The organism is Stenotrophomonas sp. 22385, assembly GCF_052045085.1.
Lineage (GTDB): Bacteria > Pseudomonadota > Gammaproteobacteria > Xanthomonadales > Xanthomonadaceae > Stenotrophomonas.
On the sequence record NZ_JBQEOG010000002.1, the window covers coordinates 18636 to 37759 of the forward strand.

Annotated in this window: 19 protein-coding genes and 1 pseudogene; 12 read left to right on the plus strand and 8 right to left on the minus strand. The window is 66.2% G+C overall.

Features of this window, described 5'->3' with window-relative positions; genetic code table 11:
- Nucleotides 1–5: 5 nt before the first annotated feature.
- Complete coding sequence (locus ACTJI4_RS04535) at nt 6–224, minus strand: twin transmembrane helix small protein (protein ID WP_068848753.1); 219 nt, start codon at nt 222–224, stop codon at nt 6–8.
- Between the two features lie 57 nt (nt 225–281).
- Between ACTJI4_RS04535 and ACTJI4_RS04540 the strand changes: the two genes are divergently transcribed.
- The 6 genes and pseudogenes from ACTJI4_RS04540 (at nt 282) to ACTJI4_RS04565 (ending at nt 5828) form a co-directional block, all read left to right on the plus strand.
- Nucleotides 282–1013, plus strand: coding sequence for an SURF1 family protein (locus tag ACTJI4_RS04540; RefSeq protein ID WP_440868642.1), 732 nt, complete (start codon nt 282–284; stop codon nt 1011–1013).
- A 13-nt stretch (nt 1014–1026) separates the two neighbouring features.
- Nucleotides 1027–1602, plus strand: a complete 576-nt coding sequence (locus ACTJI4_RS04545) for a hypothetical protein (protein ID WP_392919876.1) — start codon at nt 1027–1029, stop codon at nt 1600–1602.
- A gap of 10 nt (nt 1603–1612) precedes the next feature.
- A pseudogene (locus ACTJI4_RS04550) lies at nt 1613–2770 on the plus strand (COX15/CtaA family protein); the annotation flags it as partial.
- 149 nt (nt 2771–2919) lie between these two features.
- Nucleotides 2920–3807, plus strand: a complete 888-nt coding sequence (gene cyoE / locus ACTJI4_RS04555; RefSeq protein WP_392919873.1) for a heme o synthase — start codon at nt 2920–2922, stop codon at nt 3805–3807.
- Between the two features lie 111 nt (nt 3808–3918).
- Nucleotides 3919–4350, plus strand: coding sequence for a hypothetical protein (locus tag ACTJI4_RS04560; protein ID WP_440868643.1), 432 nt, complete (start codon nt 3919–3921; stop codon nt 4348–4350).
- Between the two features lie 737 nt (nt 4351–5087).
- The gene (locus ACTJI4_RS04565; protein ID WP_440868644.1) at nt 5088–5828 is read left to right on the plus strand and encodes a hypothetical protein; all 741 of its coding nucleotides are present in this window, start codon (nt 5088–5090) and stop codon (nt 5826–5828) included.
- 48 nt (nt 5829–5876) lie between these two features.
- On the opposite strand, the gene ACTJI4_RS04570 is transcribed toward ACTJI4_RS04565, so the two are convergent.
- The 5 genes from ACTJI4_RS04570 to rpsU form a co-directional block, all read right to left on the minus strand.
- Nucleotides 5877–6845: a bile acid:sodium symporter family protein gene (locus tag ACTJI4_RS04570; RefSeq protein WP_392919864.1), complete on the minus strand. Its 969-nt coding sequence runs from the start codon at nt 6843–6845 to the stop codon at nt 5877–5879.
- Nucleotides 6846–6888: 43 nt separating this feature from the next.
- Nucleotides 6889–8613, minus strand: a complete 1725-nt coding sequence (gene dnaG, locus ACTJI4_RS04575; RefSeq protein ID WP_392919861.1) for a DNA primase — start codon at nt 8611–8613, stop codon at nt 6889–6891.
- Nucleotides 8614–8677: 64 nt separating this feature from the next.
- On the minus strand, nt 8678–9628 hold the full coding sequence (locus ACTJI4_RS04580) for a YihY/virulence factor BrkB family protein (RefSeq protein WP_440868645.1): 951 nt from the start codon (nt 9626–9628) through the stop codon (nt 8678–8680).
- Nucleotides 9629–9789: 161 nt separating this feature from the next.
- Nucleotides 9790–10236, minus strand: a complete 447-nt coding sequence (locus tag ACTJI4_RS04585; RefSeq protein ID WP_440868646.1) for a GatB/YqeY domain-containing protein — start codon at nt 10234–10236, stop codon at nt 9790–9792.
- Between the two features lie 115 nt (nt 10237–10351).
- Entirely contained in the window at nt 10352–10567 is a 216-nt protein-coding gene (gene rpsU, locus ACTJI4_RS04590; RefSeq protein ID WP_002808376.1) for a 30S ribosomal protein S21, read from the minus strand.
- Between the two features lie 167 nt (nt 10568–10734).
- On the opposite strand from rpsU, the gene tsaD reads away from it, so the two are divergent.
- From tsaD to ACTJI4_RS04615, 5 genes are all read left to right on the plus strand, one after another.
- Nucleotides 10735–11763 (plus strand): tRNA (adenosine(37)-N6)-threonylcarbamoyltransferase complex transferase subunit TsaD, encoded by a 1029-nt coding sequence (gene tsaD / locus ACTJI4_RS04595; RefSeq protein ID WP_392919852.1) that lies wholly within the window; start codon nt 10735–10737, stop codon nt 11761–11763.
- A gap of 283 nt (nt 11764–12046) precedes the next feature.
- Nucleotides 12047–12400 carry a dihydroneopterin aldolase gene (folB, locus tag ACTJI4_RS04600; protein WP_314104877.1) on the plus strand — a complete coding sequence of 118 codons (354 nt, stop codon included), beginning with the start codon at nt 12047–12049 and terminating at the stop codon, nt 12398–12400.
- A 60-nt stretch (nt 12401–12460) separates the two neighbouring features.
- Nucleotides 12461–13723 carry a mechanosensitive ion channel family protein gene (locus tag ACTJI4_RS04605; protein WP_440868647.1) on the plus strand — a complete coding sequence of 421 codons (1263 nt, stop codon included), beginning with the start codon at nt 12461–12463 and terminating at the stop codon, nt 13721–13723.
- Between the two features lie 82 nt (nt 13724–13805).
- A complete protein-coding gene (gene bglX / locus ACTJI4_RS04610; protein WP_440868648.1) occupies nt 13806–15980 on the plus strand; it encodes a beta-glucosidase BglX in 2175 nt (724 codons plus the stop codon).
- Nucleotides 15981–16108: 128 nt separating this feature from the next.
- Entirely contained in the window at nt 16109–16735 is a 627-nt protein-coding gene (locus ACTJI4_RS04615; protein ID WP_440868649.1) for a hypothetical protein, read from the plus strand.
- 234 nt (nt 16736–16969) lie between these two features.
- Here the strand turns inward: ACTJI4_RS04615 and ACTJI4_RS04620 are convergent, their stop codons facing one another.
- Nucleotides 16970–18127 (minus strand): PQQ-dependent sugar dehydrogenase, encoded by a 1158-nt coding sequence (locus ACTJI4_RS04620; RefSeq protein ID WP_440868650.1) that lies wholly within the window; start codon nt 18125–18127, stop codon nt 16970–16972.
- A 142-nt stretch (nt 18128–18269) separates the two neighbouring features.
- On the opposite strand from ACTJI4_RS04620, the gene yiaA reads away from it, so the two are divergent.
- Nucleotides 18270–18701 (plus strand): inner membrane protein YiaA, encoded by a 432-nt coding sequence (gene yiaA / locus ACTJI4_RS04625; protein WP_440868651.1) that lies wholly within the window; start codon nt 18270–18272, stop codon nt 18699–18701.
- A gap of 23 nt (nt 18702–18724) precedes the next feature.
- Here yiaA and ACTJI4_RS04630 read toward each other — a convergent pair whose 3' ends face one another.
- Nucleotides 18725–19087: a hypothetical protein gene (locus ACTJI4_RS04630; protein ID WP_282246945.1), complete on the minus strand. Its 363-nt coding sequence runs from the start codon at nt 19085–19087 to the stop codon at nt 18725–18727.
- Between the last annotated feature and the right edge of the window lie 37 nt (nt 19088–19124).

Here is a 19124-nt window from a genome sequence, read left to right on the forward strand (position 1 = left end):
CGGTATCAACCGCCCACGCCGTGGGGTTTGATCCAGCCGCTGTAAATGCCGATGGCCACCAGCACGATCAGCGCCACCGAGACTGCGATGCGGCGGGTGAGCGCATTGACCGTGCGTTTGGTCTGGCCACGGTCGACCAGCAGGTAATACAGCCCCGCGCCCAGATTCCAGACGATGACGATCAGAAACGCGATTACCAGCAGGGTCTTCAACGAATCATTCATGCGCGGCTCTAGGGCAGGGCGGGTACGCCTATCTGACCGCGTTTTGCCGGCGTTGTCATGATGCGCCAGCACACGCGCCTGATCGGCTGGGTCGCCGCCGTGCTGGTGATCATCGCGTTCTGCCAGCTGGGCCTCTGGCAGCTGCAGCGCATGCATGAAAAACAGGCACTGCTGGACCAGCAGCTGCCCGCCCGTGCGCAGACCCTCAGCCTTGCCCGGGCGCAGGCCGCGCCGCCGCAGCTGCGCTGGGTGGAGGACCACGGCCGCTTCCTGCCCGGCACCCTGCTGCTGGACAACCAGACCCGTCAGGGCCGCGCCGGCATCAAGGTGTACCAGCCATTCCGCAGCGATGGCGGCGCGGTGGTGCTGGTTGACCTGGGGTGGCTGCCGATGCCCGGCGACCGCACCCTGCCGGGCATCGTGCCGCGTGACGGCGATGCCCACGTGGCTGGCCTGCTCGCGCCGCCGCCGGCCAGCGGCCTCGTGCTGGGCCCGGCCTTCACCGCCACCCCGCAACCGGGGGTGTGGCTGGCCAACCGCATGCCGCCGGATGAAGCAGCGATCACGCTGGCACTGCCCGCAGGCAGCCTGCACGGCCCGGTGCTGCGCCTGGACCCCGCGCTGCCCGGCGGCTATGCCCGGGACCTGGAGCTGCTGCCCAACACCCTGCCGCCCAGCCGCCACCTCGGCTACGCCGTGCAGTGGTTCGGCCTGGCCCTGACCGTACTGATCGTCGCCCTGGTCCTCGAATGGCGCCGGCGGCGCCCGGCACGCCCCCTCCTTCCATGAGAAAATCCCACGCATGAATGCCATCACCCCGGAACAGCTCAAGGCCCGCAATCGTGGCCGCTGGACCCTGGTAGCCCTGTTCGGCCTGTTCTTCGGGGTCATGGCGCTGGCCGGCGTGCTGCGCTTCGCCGGCTGGCAGCCGGCCGCCCACCGCAATACCGGCGAAGTGTTCGCCCCGGCGGTGGACGCGCGCGCGCTGCCGCCCACCCTGGCCAACGGCCAACCGTACCCGTGGAATCCCGATGCGCACGTCTGGCGCATCCTCGTTGCGCCGGCTCCGGGCTGTGCGGCCGAGTGCGTCACTTTGTCGCAGGGATTGGACAAGGTGTGGCAGCTGTTCGGCCATAGGGCCGATAATGTCGAAATCCTGTGGCTGGGTACGCCGCCGGCCGAGGTCCAGGGCTTTCCCGCCCTGCGCGTGCTGGCCCCCCAGCCGACCCTGCGTGCCGTGTTGCCCGCCGTGGATGACGCCGCCGGCACGCCTGTGTATGTCATCGACCCGAACGGGTTTGTGATCATGCGGTATGCGCCGGGATTCGAATTGGCCGGTCTGCGCAAGGACATGGCCACGCTGTTGAAACTGAAGTGAGTTCCGTTTGATGAACCCCACCGCGCGTCCGGCGCTGCATCGCAACTTCCACCGTCTGGCGTGGTTCGCCCTGATCATGACGGCCAGCACGATCATGTTCGGTTCGTTCGTGCGGCTGTCCGATGCTGGCCTGAGCTGCCCGGATTGGCCGACCTGCTATGGACGCGTGACCTGGCCGCAGCATGCGCAGGAAGTGATCGGCCACGAAGCGGCCAAGATCCGCCCGCTGGAAACGCACAAGGCGTGGCGCGAGCAGGTGCACCGTTTCCTGGCCGGCGCGCTGGGCATCGAGATCCTCACCCTGGCGCTGCTGGCCACGCGCCGCCGGCGCTGGGGCACCACCGCCGTGGTCGCCGCGTGCGTGCTGGTGGCCACCGGCATACCGCTGTACGTGATGGGCATGCACGCAGTGGCGAGCATCCTGGCCATCACCGGCGAAGTGATCCTGCTGATCGCCGCGTTGCGCTGGAACAACATCGACCTCTCACGCGCGGCGTTGCTGACGCTGGCGGTGGTGATCTTCCAGGCACTGCTGGGCATGTGGACGGTCACCCTGTTGCTCAAGCCCATCGTGGTGATGGGCCACCTGCTCGGCGGCATGTTGATGTTCGGGCTGCTGGTGTGGATGGCCTGGCGCGCCACGCACATGCCGATCACCCTGGTGCAGGCGCCGAAGCTGAAGTGGCTGCTGCGCATCGGCGTGGCCGTGCTGGTGATGCAGATCGCCCTCGGCGGCTGGGTGAGCGCCAACTACGCCGCGCTGGCCTGCGGCGGCGGCAGTGCCTCGCTGGATAATTTCCCGCGCTGCGTGAGCCAGTGGTGGCCGCAGCACGACTTCAAGGAAGGCTTCACGCTGTGGCGTGGGATCGGCGTGGATTACGAAGGGGGCGTGCTCGATGGCGCCTCGCGTATCGCCATCCAGATGGCGCACCGGATGTTTGCCGTCGTCGTGGCCGTGTACCTGCTGTGGCTGGCGGTGCGCCTGTTCCGGCTGCCGAGCATGCGTGGCTGGGCCAGCGCGCTGGGGCTGCTGGTGGTGCTGCAGATCACCCTGGGCATCCTGAACGTGAAGCTGGCGGTGCCGCTGGAAGTGGCGGTGGCGCACAGCGGCGGCGCGGTCGCGCTGCTGTTCGTGCTGGTCACGCTGCTGGCGCGCCTGCGCGCACCCTCCGACGTAGTCGATGAAAGTGCAGGAACAGAGCCCCCGAAGTTCGGGGGCGGCGCCGAAGGCGCGGGGGTGTGGAAGAATGCCCCTCATGGTCGCGATTCGCGCAGCGAATCGCGGGAGCTCCAGCGCGAAGCAGCTGGAGCGACACCATGAGCGTTCGGCAGTATTGGGATCTGACCAAGCCGAAGGTGGTGGCCCTGATCGTGTTCACCGCGCTGGTGGGCATGTTCCTGGCCATACCCGCGTTGCCCACTGCCGAGCAGGCCGTGCGCGGCGCGCTCGGGTTCCTCGGCATCTGGCTGGCAGCCTCGGCTGCGGCCGCCATCAACCAGCTGCTGGACGCACAGATCGACGCGCAGATGGCGCGCACCTCGTGGCGGCCGCTGGTGGTGGGCAAGGTGAAGCCGTGGCAGGTGCTGGTGTTTGCCGGCGCGCTGATCGTGCTGTCGATGACCATCCTGGTGGTGTGGGTCAACGTCATCACCGCCGTGCTGACCTTCGCCTCGCTGATCGGCTACGCGGTCATCTACACGGTGTACCTCAAGCGCGCGACCTCGCAGAACATCGTGATCGGCGGCCTCGCCGGTGCCACCCCGCCATTGTTGGGCTGGGCGGCCATCACCGGCATGCAGGGCCCGATGGACTGGGCCTACGCCTCGCTGCTGGTGCTGATCATCTTCATCTGGACCCCGCCGCACTTCTGGGCGCTGGCGATCTTCCGTCGCGAGGATTACGCCAAGGCCAAGATCCCGATGCTGCCGGTGACCCACGGCGTGGCCTACACCCGCAAGTCGATCATGGCGTACTCCATCGCCCTGGCCATCGTCAGCATCCTGCCCGCCGCGGTGGGCATGAGCGGCCTGTTCTACCTGGGCGGCGCGGTGGTGCTCAATGCCGTGTTCCTCTGGTACGCCTGGCGCATGCTCAACCCGCCGGACGAGCTGTTCTCGATGAAGATGTTCGGCTACTCCATCGTCTACCTCATGGCGCTGTTCGCGTTCCTGATGGTGGACCACTGGATGCTGCCGTTCCTGTGATCGAACAGCCGCCGGGCAGAGCCCGGCGCTACCGCACACGCGTGCGGTTGAATCCGAAGATCGTGTCGCCATTGCTTTCATGACCCCAACAGGACGTGACGGTATGAAGCGATGGCTCTGGGGGCGCAGGGTCGCGATATCGCCGTAGCGGGCTACGACATTGAAATCGGCGCGTACGACAGCGACGTGGATCGCGACGCGGAGATGGCCACCCATGTGCGCCAACAGTTCAACGCCCTGCCCAGCGCGGCGCGGATGCTGGTACTGACAGGCAACGTGCATGCAATGCGCCACCCGTTCGAAGATGCGCCCCCGGAAATGCAGCATCGCACCATGGCGGCTTTCCTTCTGGACCTGCCGCTGTACAGCGTGCGCGTGGAAGCACTGCGTGGGCACACCTGGCATTGCATGAGCCCCTGCCGCGCGATGCCGCTGCTTGAGCGGCCAGCACGCGCTCCGGTTGCCGACACGGACCCGGATCGCTCGTATGACGTATGGGTGTACTTGCCGGCGCTGAGCGTAGGCACGTTGACCGACCGCTGACGCCGGTCGGAGCGGAACCCGGTGGGCTGGGACGGCTTTGGTAGGGTCGCTTCCCAAACGACCGCCCGTAGCAACGATCACCGCGATGGCGGCATGACCCTGGCCGACGCCACGTCGCAAAGCGAAGCTCCGATGATTGTCATGCCCACCATCGGCCGATCACCGCTATCGGCAGTCGTTTGGGAAGCGACCCTACCGCGCGTCGCTATCGTCCCGAAGGCGCGGTCAGAGAACGCCGCGCCACCTTGTACTCCTCGACTCAACTGCTTGAAGCAGGATTGATGTCTCACTTCCTCGCGTGTCTTGTGGCCTATACAGAGCTCGCGAGTTGAGTCGCATACACATGAGGAGAAACGGATGCATCCAACAAGGATTCTCGGATTGAGTCTTCTCACAGTGAGCGCGTTTTACAGCGCGGCCGTCCACGCCGAAGTAAAAGCGCTCAGCCGCGCCAACTGTCCAGGCTTCGTCAACGAATCGATTACCTACGACCGCCCTCTCTTCAGAAGAATTCAGGGGTCAGCGGCAAGCAAGCATGTTCCCCAAGGCAACATCTACCCGAAGCACAACCTAGGGGCGCCAAACAATGGTGGCTTCGCATGGCGGTTCAGGGCAGGTGACCAGTCTGATCCTGAACGAATGCTGGTACGGGGGTACCACACGTGGATTCTTGACCGACTTCCCTACATACGGCACACCGCTGTCGTCGACTGTGCGCTCACTGAATGGTAATCACGATGAAACTGAAATTAGCAATCACGTTGCTCACCATGGTCCTCCCGATGGGGTCAATACACGCATCATCGGAGCAAGCCGACGCCGTTGGCCAATGGTTGAGCGATCGCGCGATGCGGGTAGCCGAGAAGGATGACGCACAAGGCGCAGCACGAAGCCTTGAAGAAGGCGTCTATCGCCTGATCCCATTGGCCGAACTGGATGCTCCCGAGCCAGTCAAGGAATACTTTCGCGAGCAGTTCCAACGCAGTCGCTCGGGCGTGGTACGGGTGCCGAAGGGCACTATTCCATCCCAACAGGCGCTCATCAGGGCACTGCCGAAGGTATGGCGACCCGATGCGATCCTGCGTCAGCGGCTGCCGAATCCTCCAAGCGATCTGCAGAGAACGCCGCTGGGCGCTGCGGAAACGATCGGCATGGAGCCAACAGGTGCAATTGAAGGGCTGAAATCCTCTGGGCTGTCCCGTTTCTATCGCTTCAAAGACGTAGGTATCGTGGAGTTCAATGAAGAGAATTTCCGCGTTCCCGGAGGCGTGATTGAAGCCTTCGTTGAAGCACAGAATGCCGTGATCAACGGCACACCGGGGCAAATCGAGATGGAGGTTGATGGTCAGGGCCGCGGCCGAGTGGCATTGGTGTGGGCCGGGAAGGACAAAGTCTACAAATTGATCGCCACAGGTGACGACAAGGTGGAACGTAAGGCCGAGATGTTGAAGGAGATTGCGGAATCTGTTTTAGATTGAACCTATGCAGGGCCGTCCCAGGGCGGCCCTGCACGTGCATCCCGTATCTCAAGAGTCGCGTGCATACCGCTGTGCAATTACCGCGCAGACGATCAGCTGGATCTGGTGGTAGATCATGATCGGCAGCACGATGGCGCCCAGGCTGCCGCCGGCGAACAGCACCTTGGCCATCGGTACGCCGGTGGCCAGGCTCTTCTTGGACCCGCAGAACAGGATGGTGATGCGGTCTTCGCGGTTGAAGCCCAGCCGCCGTGACAGGAAGGCAATCGTCGGCATGGCGATGCCCAGCAGCACCGCAGCTACCACTGCCACGGTGAGCAGTGACAGCAGCGGGGTCTTGCTCCACAGCCCTTCGTTCACCGCTTCACCGAACGCCGAATACACCACCAGCAGGATGGTGCCCTGGTCGGTGTAGCGCAGCAGCGCGCGCTGCCGCTCTACCCAGCGGGCGATCCACGGGCGCAGCAGATGGCCCGCCACGAACGGCACCAGCAGCTGCAGCATGATGCTCAGGATGGCCTGGCCGGGGTTGTGCATGCCGCCTGCGGTACCGGCCAACAGGGCCAACAGCAGTGGAGTCAGGAACACGCCCAGGATGCTGGACAGCGAGGCGCTGACCACTGCCGCGGGCACGTTGCCACGCGCCAGCGAGGTGAACGCGATCGAGGACTGCACCGTGGACGGCAGCGCGCACAGGAACAGCACGCCGATGTACAGCTCCGGGGTGAGCAGCCAGCCATCCAACGGCTTGAACGCCAGCCCGAACAGCGGGAACAGCACGAACGTGCAGGCCAGGATGGTCAGGTGCAGGCGCCAGTGCAGCAGCCCGGCCATGATCGATTCGCGCGGCAGGCGTGCGCCGTGCAGGAAGAACAGCGCAGCGATGGCCACGTCGGTGACATCGTCCAGCACCATGGCCGCAGGACCGTGCATGGGCAGGAACGATGCCAGCAGCACGGTGCCAAGCAGGGCGAGGGTGAAGTTGTCCGGTCGCAGGCGCGACCACCAGCGGGTCATGGTGGGCAGGCTCCTGTAGAGCAGGGGGAAGGGGCGTGATCGGTCAACGCAGCGTGGCGCGCGCCTTCAACAGCTCGCGCAGTTCGTACTTGTCAGTATCGTCCAGACCCTGCTGCCGCTGCTTTGCCTGAAGCTCCTCAAGACGTTGCAGCAACAGCTGTTTTTCCAGCTGCGCCACCGCATCGTGCAGTTCCTGGTTCCACATCGCCTCATCGCCGGGCAGGGTCTGCGCGGCCAGCTTGTGCAGCGATTCCTGCTCTTCGCGGCCTTCGAAATGCTCCAGCAGCGCGCCGGTGCTGATGTCCGGGCGCTGTTCCACCAGGGTCAGCAGCTCGATCAGCAGCTCCACGCCGGGCAGGCGCAGGCCGCTGAAGTGGTGGCCTTCCAGCGTCATCGCCAGCGATGGCTGCTGCAGCAGGATGGCAATGGCCGCGCGTACCAGGCTGCGCCGCTGCGCGGGAGCCACGGCGCGTGCCGGCGGGCGTGACACTGGCGCTGCGGGCGGTTTGGCGCCCAGCCCGGTCAACGTGGCCAGCTGCTGCTTCATCAGGTCGCCGAAGGCGCCATCGGGAATCTGCGCCAGCATGGGCCGCGCGCGCTCGGCCAGGCGTGCCTTGCCGTCCAGCGTGGCCATGTTGACCTCGCGGGTGAGCTCGTCGAAGAAGAACTGCGACAACGGCGTGGCCTGCTTGAGGCGCTCGTCGAAGCCGTCCTTGCCTTCCTTGCGCACGATGGTGTCCGGGTCTTCGCCATCAGGCAGGAACAGGAAGAACGCCTGTCGCCCATCCTTCATGCGCGGCAGCACCGACTCCAGCGCGCGCCAGCCGGCGCGGCGGCCGGCGGCGTCGCCGTCGAAGCAGAAGAACACGTCCGGCGCGTTGCGGAACAGCAGCTCGGCATGGTCCGGCGTGGTCGCCGTGCCCAGCGTGGCCACCGCCTGGGTGACCCCGAACTGGAACAGCGACACCACGTCCATGTAGCCTTCCACCACGATCAGCCGTTCGATCTTCTGGTTGGCCTGGCGCACCTGCCACAGGCCGTACAGCTCGCGGCCCTTGTGGAACAGCGCGGTTTCCGGCGAATTGAGGTACTTCGGGCCGTCGTCCTTCTCCAGCACCCGCCCGCCAAAGGCGATCACGCGCCCGCGCCGGTCGAAGATCGGGAACATCACCCGGTCGCGGAACTTGTCGTAGACATGGCCGCGGTCGTTCTTGGAAAACAGCCCGGCGCGGTCAAGCAGCTTCATGCGCCGCTCGTCCTTGCCCAGTGCATCCTTCAGCGCGCTGTACCCATCGGGCGCGTAGCCGATCGCAAATCGCGTGCGGTTTTCCTCGTCGACGCCGCGCCGGTCCAGGTAGGCACGTGCGGTGTCGCTGCCCTCCAGCGACTTCTGGAAGAACCGCGTGGCCGCATCCAGCGCCGCGTACAGCTCGCGGCTGTCGTCCTGCTGCTGGGCGGTGCGCGGCTGGGTATCGCGCGGTACTTCCATGCCCACGCGCTTGGCCAGCTCATCGACCGCGTCGAGGAACTCCAGGCGGTCGTAGTTCATCAGGAAGCTGATCGCGGTGCCGTGCGCGCCGCAGCCGAAGCAGTGGTAGAACTGCTTGGTGGGCGAGACCGTGAACGAAGCCGAACGCTCGTCATGGAACGGGCAGCGCGCCGAATATTCCTTGCCCTGGCGCTTCAACGGCACGCGGCTGCCCACCACTTCGACGATGTCGGAGCGGGCCAGCAGGTCGTCGATGAATGCGTCGGGGATACGGGCCATGGGCAGCAGCAGGGGGCAGGGCCGGTATCGGCCACGCACGGAAGCGGGGGACCCCGCTAGTCTACTAGCTGGCGGTGCCTTCGCCCGGTTTCGGCGGCACGATGCCGGCCTCGGCCAGGTGGACCCGGGCACGCAGGCGCTCATCGATCACCGCGGTCATCAGCGCGCCCACGAAGAACACCACCGTGGCGTAGTAGATCCACACCAGCGAGATCACCAGCGCGCCCATCGAGCCATAGGCACTGCCCGGTGCCACCGTGGCGATGTACAGCCCGATGCCGTAGCGGCCCAGCGCGAACAGGGCCGAGGTGATCACCCCGCCAATGAATGCCTGCCGCCACGCCACGCGGCGATCGGGCAGGTAGTGGTACAGGAAGGCAAAGCCCACCGTGTACAGCAACAGACTGGTCAGGTAGCCCACCGCCGGCAGTACCGAGGGCAGCTGTGCGAACGCCACCTGCAGCATGGTGGTGGCGGTCATCGACAGGATCAGCAGGAAGCCCAGTGCCAGCACCACGCCAAAGGAAAACACGCGCTTGCGCAGCCACGCCACGATGCCATCCAGGCGTTCGCCGCTGGTATTGAAGATCAGGTTGAGCGCGTTCTGCAGCTGGGCGAACACCGCCGTGGCGCCGATGAACAGCAGCAGCGTGCTCCACATCCCGGCCAGCGAGCCCATCGAAGGCTGGTTGTCGGCGTTCTTGAGCACGGTATCGGCCACGGTGGCCGCGCTGCTGCCGGCGACATCGTTGATCTGTCCGATCAGCGCCTGCTGTGCGGGCGGATACAGCGAGGCGGTCAGCCACAGCAGCAGTACCAGCAACGGCGCCATCGAGAGCAGCGCATAGAAGGACACCGACGCGGCCTGGGTCAGCACGTCCACATCGACGAAGCGTTTGCCCACGGCGACCGGGAAGCTGCGTTCAAGCCGGTCCACGTACTTGCGCAGGCGGAGTGGAACGCGGGAGGGATCGTGCGTGGGCTCGGGCGCGGGGGAAGGTGGCAGCGAAGACATGCCTGGATTTCTAGCAGGCCCGGTTCGAAGACCGGGTGAAACATGCACCGACCAACGGTCGGTGCCTACCGCATGGTGCGAAGCCGCCCGAGGACGACACCGGCCGCGGGGCCGTGACGCCACCCGGTAGGACACGACCGTTGGTCGTGTCCCTCTCAAACTCAACCGGCGAAGTGCGCCTTCACCAGCTTGGACACCAGGCCCATGTCGGCCTGGCCGGCCAGCTTCGGCTTCAGCGCGCCCATCAGCTTGCCCATGTCGGCAGCACTGGCGGCGCCGGTTTCGGCGATGGCGGCCTGGATCGCAGCCACGATCTCGGCTTCGCCCATCTTGGCCGGCAGGTAGGTGTCGATCACCACCAGCTCGTCGCGCTCGATCTGGGCCAGGTCTTCACGGTTGGCCGCTTCGTACTGGCTGACCGAGTCCTTGCGCTGCTTGACCATCTTGTCCAGCACGGCGATGACGGCGGCATCGTCCAGCTCGATGCGCTCATCCACTTCACGCTGCTTGATGGCGGCGTTGATCAGGCGGATCACGCCCAGCTTGTGCTTTTCGCCCGCCTTCATGGCGGCCTTCATGTCTTCGGTGAGCTGCAGCTTCAGGCTCATGGAACACCTCGTATCGGTGAAAAGGGTGGAAACGCAAAAAGCCGGTAACGCTCGCGCGTTCCGGCTTCGGCTCCGCCGCGACAGGACCAGCCTGCCGCATCGAAGTTGCGTCCGATCAGTACAGGCGCTGACGCTTGGTGACGTCGCGCGACGAGCGGCGCAGCTGACGCTTCACAGCAGCAGCAGCCTTACGCTTGCGCTCCTGGGTCGGCTTTTCGTAGAACTCGCGCTTGCGGGTTTCGGCCAGCACGCCGGCCTTTTCGCAGGTGCGCTTGAAGCGACGGAGCGCAAACTCGAAGGGCTCGTTCTCGCGGACTTTAACGCTGGGCATGGAATCTCCGGGACACAGTAGAACCGGGTCACGCCCGGTGAGAGCCGCACATTATAGCGGCGAGAAAAGAAGTTGCAACCCACCCCGGCAAAGATCCTGGCCTGGGGTAGTGAAGGGCACGTCGGCGGTACGTCTGCCAAGGCCTCAAGAGGTCCATAATACCCGTTATGCGAGTCCTTGGTATCGAATCTTCCTGCGATGAGACCGGCGTAGCGGTGTATGACACCGCCGTGGCCGGCCCGGACGCCCTGCGCGCCCATGCCGTCTACAGCCAGATCGCCCTTCACGCCGAATACGGCGGAGTGGTGCCCGAACTGGCCAGCCGCGACCACGTGCGCAAGCTGCTCCCCCTGATCCGCCAGACCCTGGCCGAGGCCGGGTTGGGCGTGGGCGACATCGACGGGGTGGCCTATACGGCCGGCCCGGGGCTGGTCGGCGCCCTGCTGGTGGGTGCGGGCGTGGCCCGATCGCTGGCTTGGGCGCTGGAGGTGCCTGCGGTGGGTGTCCACCATATGGAAGGGCACCTGCTGGCCCCGCTGATGGAGGACGACCCGCCGGAGCCGCCGTTCGTGGCCCTGCTGGTGTCCGGCGGGCATACCCAGCTGGTGGCGGTGGACCGGATTGGCCAGTACCGCCTGCTCGGCGAGACCCTGGACGACGCCGCCGGCGAGGCCTTCGACAAGACCGCCAAGCTGATGGGCCTGCCGTACCCGGGCGGCCCACAGCTGGCAGCCCTCGCCGAAAAGGGCACCCCGGGCAGGTTCAAGTTCACCCGCCCGATGACCGACCGGCCCGGGCTGGATTTCAGCTTCTCCGGCCTGAAGACCCAGGTGCTGCTGGCCTGGCGCGACAGCGACCAGAGCGAGCAGACCCGCGCCGACATCGCGCGCGGCTTTGAAGATGCCGTGGTCGAAACCCTGGCCATCAAATGCGAGCGCGCGCTGGATGCGGCCGGTACCGACGTGATCGTCGTGGCCGGTGGCGTGGGCGCCAACAAGCGCCTGCGGGCCAAGCTGCAGCAGATGGCCGAACGCCGAGGTGGCCGCGCCTGCTTCCCGCGCCCTTCGCTGTGCACCGACAACGGCGCCATGATCGCCTTCGCCGGCGCGCTGCGTCTGCAGGCCGGCCAGCACAACCCGCCGCAGGTGCAGGTCACCCCGCGCTGGGACATGGCGACGCTGCCGGCGGTGCAGTAGTCAGCGTCAGACTGGTCGATTCCGCAGCAGTGGCCTCACCCTATCGTGTCCGGCCATCCATGCCGCTGTGCGCGGGCAGCGCAGCTTCACTACTCAACAATGGGTGACGGCGTAGTGCCGCCCACGTAATTTCCGCCTCACGCGCCACCGGGACTCGCGGATGGGTATCCCATCTCCACCCGGGGACAAGAGGTATTTCACACCGGGCGCCGCCAGGCACCGGTTCGAGGCACGTTCGGGGCCGTCCCGTTACCATGGTTGCCATCTTCTACGTGGCACTCCTATGGACAAGGTATTCATCGAAGGGCTTGAGATCGATGCCCTGATCGGGATCTACGACTGGGAACGGCGAATCCGCCAGACCCTGCGCTTCGATCTGGAAATGGGTTTTGACAACCGCAAGCCGGCGGCCAGCGACGACATCGCCGACACCCTGAACTACAAGGCCGTCAGCAAGCGCATCGAGCAGTTCGTGCGCGAATCCGACTTCGGCCTGGTCGAAACCCTGGCCGAGCGCATCGCCGAGATCGTGCTGCGCGAATTCAACGTGCAGTGGCTGCGCCTGAAGCTGAGCAAGCCCGGCGCCGTGCGCGGCGCCAAAGCGGTAGGCGTGATCATCGAACGCAGCGCCGCCTGAAGCTGCCCCGGTAGCGCCGGCCGTTGGCCGGCCCTGGCAGTAATGAGAGACCCCCAAGAAATGACAGATGCAGTAATCGCCGTGCAATGGCTGGAAGGCCTGCAGCAAACCCTCGAACCCTGGCCCTGGGCCTACACCACCATCGTCCTGTGCGCGCTGGCGCTGGCCGCCTGGCTGGCCAACTTCGTCACCAAGCGCATCCTGCTGCGCGGCCTGCGCCGACTGGTGCGCCGCCTGCCCGGTACCGAAGGCGGCAGCAACCTGCGGGTGATCTCGCGCCTGTCCAACGTGGTGCCCAGCATGGTCATCGCCGCCGGCATCCGCATCGTGCCGGACCTGCCGCCGCAGCTGGTGTCGGGCGTGATCAGCGCCTGCCAGGCATGGGCGGTGCTGACCGTGGCGCTGGCGGTTTCGCATGCACTGGATGCGGCCAACGAGCTGTACGAACGCCGCCCCGATGCCCGCAGCAAGCCGATCAAGGGCTACCTGCAGGTAGTGAAGATCGTGGTGTTCGTCGTGGCCGGTTTGTCCATCATCGCCACTCTGTTGGGGGTGAAGCTGGGTCCGATGGTGGCCGGCCTGGGCGCCGCCACCGCCGTGCTGATGCTGATCTTCCAGGACACCATTCTGTCGCTGGTGGCCAGCGTGCAGATCAGCGGCGATGGCCGCGTGCGGCTCGGCGACTGGATCGAGATGCCCAGCCAGAACGCCGATGGCGATGTGATCGATATCGCCCTGCACACCATCACCGTGCAGAACTTCGACAAGACCATCACCACCATCCCGACCAAGAAGCTGGTCACCGAGTCGTTCAAGAACTGGCGCGGCATGCAGGAAGCCGGCGGGCGCCGGATCAAGCGCGCGCTGTACCTGGACCAGCACAGCGTGGGCTTCCTGGACGCGGCGGCGCTGCAGCGGCTGGAGCAGTTCGCGGTGCTGGGTGAGTACCTGCGTGAAAAGCAGGCCGAGCTCACCCAGTGGAACACCCAGCTGGAGGCGAAGGGCGTTGCTGCGGTGAACGCGCGCCGGGTCACCAATCTGGGCACCTTCCGTGCCTACGTGGAGCGCTACCTGCACCAGCACCCTGGCATCCATACGGATATGACGTTGCTGGTACGGCAACTGCAACCCACCACCGAAGGCTTGCCGCTGGAGGTGTACTGCTTTACCCGGACCACCGCCTGGGCCAGCTACGAGGGCATCCAGTCGGATGTGTTCGACCACCTGCTGGCGATCCTGCCGGCGTTTGGGCTGCGCGTGTTCCAGGCCTCCAGCGATGCCATGTTGATGGCCACACAGCAGCAGCGGCCCGCCGCAGAGTAAGCTCCTCAGCCCCGCGCTTTGCTTTGCTGGCGGCGGGAACGCTAGAATCTCGGCCTTGTAAACGTTTTCATAAGGATAGCCGGTGGCCTCCGATCGCATCGAAACACTCATTGCCCAGATGACCGTCGAAGAAAAGGTCGGCCAGCTGGGTGTGTTCGCGGACATGGTTCGGCCGTTCGCGCCGGACGTGAACCCCGAAGCCAATGTCAGCAATGCCGACCAGGTGCTGCAGCAGGTGCGCGAAGGCAAGGTGGGCTCGCTGTTCAACGGCGTGGGCGTCGAAGCGGGCCGCCGCATCCAGCAGGTTGCCCTGGAGGAAAGCCGCCTGGGCATTCCGGTGATCCTCGCCGCCGACGTCATCCACGGCATGCGCACCGTGTTCCCGATCCCGCTGGGCGAAGCGGCCAGCTTCGAACCGGACCTGGCCGAACGCACCGCGCGCGCGACGGCCGTCGAAGCCACCGCGGCGGGCCTGCACTGGACCTACGCACCGGCGGTGGACATCGCCCGCGACCAGCGCTGGGGCCGCGGTGCCGAAGGCGCCGGGGAAGACGTGGTGCTGGGCTGTGCGTTCGCCGCCGCCCGCGTGCGCGGCTTCCAGGGCCCGGACCTGCGCGCCGCCGACGCGCTGCTGTCCACCCCGAAGCACTTCGCCGCCTACGGCGCGGTGATGGCCGGCATGGAATACAACATGGTGGACATCTCGCCGCAGACCCTGCGCGACGTGCACCTGCCGCCGTTCAAGGCCGCGTTCGACGCCGGCGCGATCACCGTGATGTCCTCCTTCAACGACATCAACGGCGTGCCCGCCAGCGCCAACGCCGAACTGCTTACCGACATCCTGCGCGGTGAATGGCAGTTCCCCGGCGTGGTGATCTCCGATTACACCGCCGACATGGAACTGGTCGCGCACGGTTATGCCGCCGACGACCGCGATGCCACCGCCAAGGCGTTCACCGCTGGCCTGGACCTGAGCATGCAGAGCGGCTTCTATGCCGAACACCTGCCGGGCCTGATCGACAGCGGCGAGGTGCCGATGGCCACGCTGGATGAATCGGTGCGCCGCATCCTCAATCTGAAGGAAGCGATCGGCCTGTTCGACAATCCCTACCGTTCGCTGGATCCGGTGCGCGAAGCCGACACCTCGTACATCGCCGCGCACGATGAACTGTCGCGCGATGCCGCGCGCCGTTCCATCGTCCTGCTGAAAAACGAGGGCAACGTGCTGCCGCTGCGCAAGGCCGGGCAGAAGATCGCCCTGATCGGACCGTTCGTGCAGGACCGTGACAACATCGAAGGCTGCTGGACGCTGTTTGGCGACAAGGACCGCTACGTCACCCTGGAAGCTGGCGTGCGCGCGGCGATCAGCGATGAAAGCCTGCTGGAGGTCGTGCCCGGCTGCGACCTGGAAGCGGCCGTGCAGGACGGCATCGAACAGGCCGTGGCTGCGGCGCTGCGTGCGGACGTGGTGGTGCTGGCGCTGGGCGAACCGCAGCGCTACAGCGGCGAAGCGCAGTCGCGGGTGGAAATCACCCTGCCGGCGCCGCAGCAGGCGCTGGCCGAGGCGGTGGCGATGACCGGCAAGCCGCTGGTGGTGCTGCTGCGCAATGGTCGCGCACTGGCCCTGCAGGGGGCGGTGCGCAATGCGCAGGCTGTGGCCGTCACCTGGTATCTGGGCACGCAGACCGGCCCGGCCGTGGCCGATGTGCTGTTCGGCGATTACAACCCGTCCGGCCGCCTGCCGGTGAGCTTCCCGCAGGTATCGGGGCAGCAGCCGTTCTTCTACAACCACCCGCGCACCGGCCGCCCGGAACTGCCGACCATGTCGGAGTTCAAGGCGCGCTGGCGCGAGATTCCCAACGCGGCGCTGTATCCGTTCGGGCACGGCATCGGTTACACCACCTTCGCTTACGGCGTGCCGCAGTTGAACAGCGCCCAGCTGGGTTGGGATGACACGCTGGAGATCACCACCACGCTCACCAACACCGGCGCGGTGGCGGGTGAGGAAGTGGTCCAGCTGTACATCCACGACCGTGTCGCCAGCCGCGTGCGGCCGGTGCGCGAGCTGAAGGATTTCCGCAAGGTAGCGTTGCAGCCGGGCGAGAGCACGGAGGTGCGCTTCACGCTGGATCGTCATGCGCTGGGCTTCACCGGGCGTGATGGCGTGTTCGGTGCGGAGCCGGGCCAGTTCGACGTGTGGGTGTGTGCGTCGTCTGCTGCCGGTGAGCCGGTGCTCTTCGAGCTGCTGGCCAAGTGACGTGGCGCCGGGCCCTGCCCGGCGGACCATCACCGCGCGGTTGCCAGGCAGGGCCTGGCACTACCGTCATCGGTATTCCACGCGCTTCCGGCTACGCTGGCATCTTCGCGATACCGACGGAGCCGTGCATGCGCCTGATCAAGATCCTGCTTCCCACGTTGATGCTGGCTGCCTGCAGCCAGCCCACGCCGCCGGCCAATGAGGCGGCGGCGCCCTCGACCTCGCCGCCGACCACGACGCCCACCGCCGCAGAGGATGCGCCGCAGGCCGGGTTGTCACCGGATGCGGTGGAACCGAGCACGGCAGCCACGCCGGATACCGCACCGCCGGTGGCGGGGACCGATTCGGCGGCTACGCCCGCTGCGGATGCATCTGCCGAAGCCGAGGGTGGCGCACGCGAGCGCATCACCAAGCTGCTGGGGGATGCGGCTCCCTACGAAAGCGTGTTCAACGAACTGCAGCATGGCGTGGCCGCAGGTGACCGCGCGGCCGTCGCCGGGCTGATGCGGTACCCCGTGCGGGTCACCATCGGTGGCAAGAACCAGAAGGTGGCTGATGCTGCCGCCTTCCAGCGCGACTACGACAAGATCGTGACCCCGGCGCTGGCGAAGCTGATTGCCGAGCAGAAGTTCGACACGCTGTTCGTCAACTGGCAGGGCGTGATGCTGGGCCAGGGCGAGGTGTGGATCAACGGCACCTGCCTGGACAAGGAATGCACCAAGAGCGACGTCAAGGTCAACAATATCGGGCAATGACGCATGCCTTCGTTGGAGGTCATGCGTTACCGGATGTTGATGGCGCAGCGGCAGTCGTTTGGGAACCGACCCTACCCCCAGCGCCGCCGAACCGCCGACCGGGCCGGTTGGGCCGGTCGGGACTGCGCGCTGGTAGGGTCGCATCCCGATCGACCGCCGTGGCATTGCCCGCGTTCGGTCAAGGCATGAACGTCGGCGGGGAAGGCCGGGCATCGCCCGGCGCTCCCACCTGCATCACCCCTTCGGGGTGAGCTTCAACAGCTTGCCCTTGCTGCCATCTTCCAGCAGCCAGATCGCGCCATCCGGACCCTGTTCCACTTCGCGGATGCGTTCGCCCATCAGGAAGCGCTCGGCTTCGCGCGCGTTGTCACCGTCGAAGGCTACCCGCACCAGCGAGGTGGACGACAGCCCGCCGATGAAGCCGCTGCCGGTCCACTGCGGGAACAGCGTGCCGCTGTAGATGATGAAACCGGCCGGCGAAATCACCGGGGTCCAGGTCACCTTCGGGGCGGCGAATTCCGGCCGCGTGCTGTGGTCGGGAATGTCGCGGCCGTCGTAATGGTTGCCGTTGGACACGATCGGGTAGCCGTAGTTCGCGCCGCGCGTGATCAGGTTCAACTCATCGCCACCGGCCGGGCCCATTTCGTGCACCCACAGCTTGCCGCGTGCGTCGAAGGCGATGCCGAGCGCGTTGCGATGGCCCAGCGACCAGACCTGCGCGGCCACGCCGCCCTGGGAGGCAAACGGATTGTCGGCCGGCACGCTGCCATCATCGTTGAGGCGGATGATCTTGCCCAGGTTGCCGGACATGTCCTGCGCCGGGTCGAACTTCTGCCGCTCGCTGGAGGTGATCCACAGCTTGCCGTCCGGCCCGAAGGCCAGGCGGTGGCCGTAGTGCCCCTTGCCTTCCACCTTCGGGGTCTGGCGCCAGATCACCTTGAAGTCTTCCAGCGTGCCGCTGCCATCGGCGGCAAGCACCAGCTTGGCGCGACCGACCGCCGCCCCGCGCGTGTCCTTGTCGCCTTCCTCGGCGTAGCTCAGGTACACAACGCCGTTCCGGGCGAAATCCGGGTGCGGCAGCACATCACCGAAGCCGCCTTGGCCGCCGTAGGCCACCTTCGGCACGCCGGTGATCTCCGCGCTCTTGCGGGTGGTCAGGTTGAAGTGCTTCAGCCTGCCTTCCTTCTCGGTCACCAGCAGGCTGCCATCGGGCAGGAAGCTCATCGCCCACGGCTGGTCGAAGGTGGCAAATTCGGTGGCGGTGAACGGCCACTGCGCCTTTTCCAGCGCGGGCGCGGAGGCCGCCCCGGGCGTATCCGCGGCCACGCAGGCGGTGGTGAACAGGGCCGGGGTGGCGGCGAGGGCAAGGGTCAGCAGCAGGTGGCGGGTCATGGGAGATCTCCGGAAGGGGACGCGAATGGCCAGCCGTTGTTGTACACCATGGCCATCAAGGGGGCGTGGACCATACGTCACCCCCGTAGGCGGGTGCGGGGGAATCGGCTACCGTAGGCGCCATCAAAAGGGAGTTTGAATAATGAAGCCTCAGGTCACCAAGCCGTCTCCGGCGTTCATCGCCGCCTCGTGGACCGCACTGCTGCTGGGCGCCGTGGCGTACCTGGTCGGCCTGTTCAATGCCGAAATGGCCCTGAACGAGAAGGGCTACTACCTCACCCTGCTGCTGTTCGGTCTGTTCGCCGCAGTCTCGCTGCAGAAGAGCGTGCGCGACCGGGTGGAAGGCATCCCGGTGAGTGCGCTCTATTACGCGCTGTGCTGGTTCGCGCTGCTCGTGTCGCTGTTGCTGCTGCTGGTGGGGTTGTGGAACGCCACCCTGCTGCTCAGCGAAAAGGGCTTCTACGGCATGGCCTTCGCGCTGAGCCTGTTTGGCGCCGTGGCCGTACAGAAAAACACCCGCGACCTGATGGCCGCGGGTGACCGCGAGATTCCGCCGATTCCGCGCGCGGAATAATCCCGCGTCGCGCCGCGCGGTACTCAGGTGCCGCGCGGTACGCCCTTGTCCAGGTGGGCCTGGTGCAGGGCGGTGGACTCGTCCCAACCACGACGCACCGCGTTGCGGGCCTGGGCCCATGTCAACTTGCTGGTGGCCTGTTCACGCGCCCAGCGCGATTCAAGTTCGGCTTCGACCTGCTCGTAGGCCTGGATGATCTCATCGGCGCGGGTACCGCCCAACCGCGCGCTGTGGCCCAGGTAATAGGCCGGCTCGTAATCTTCGAAGGTCTGTTCGCTGTCGTAATACGGCTCGGCGCTGAAACGCTCGCGCCAGTAATCGGACACTGCTTCGCGCGGTACGCCGTCTTCCGGCACCCGGCCGGGAATCTGGTAATCAGGGCTCATGTCTGGCTCCGGTGGGGTGAGGCTTCACCGTACCCGG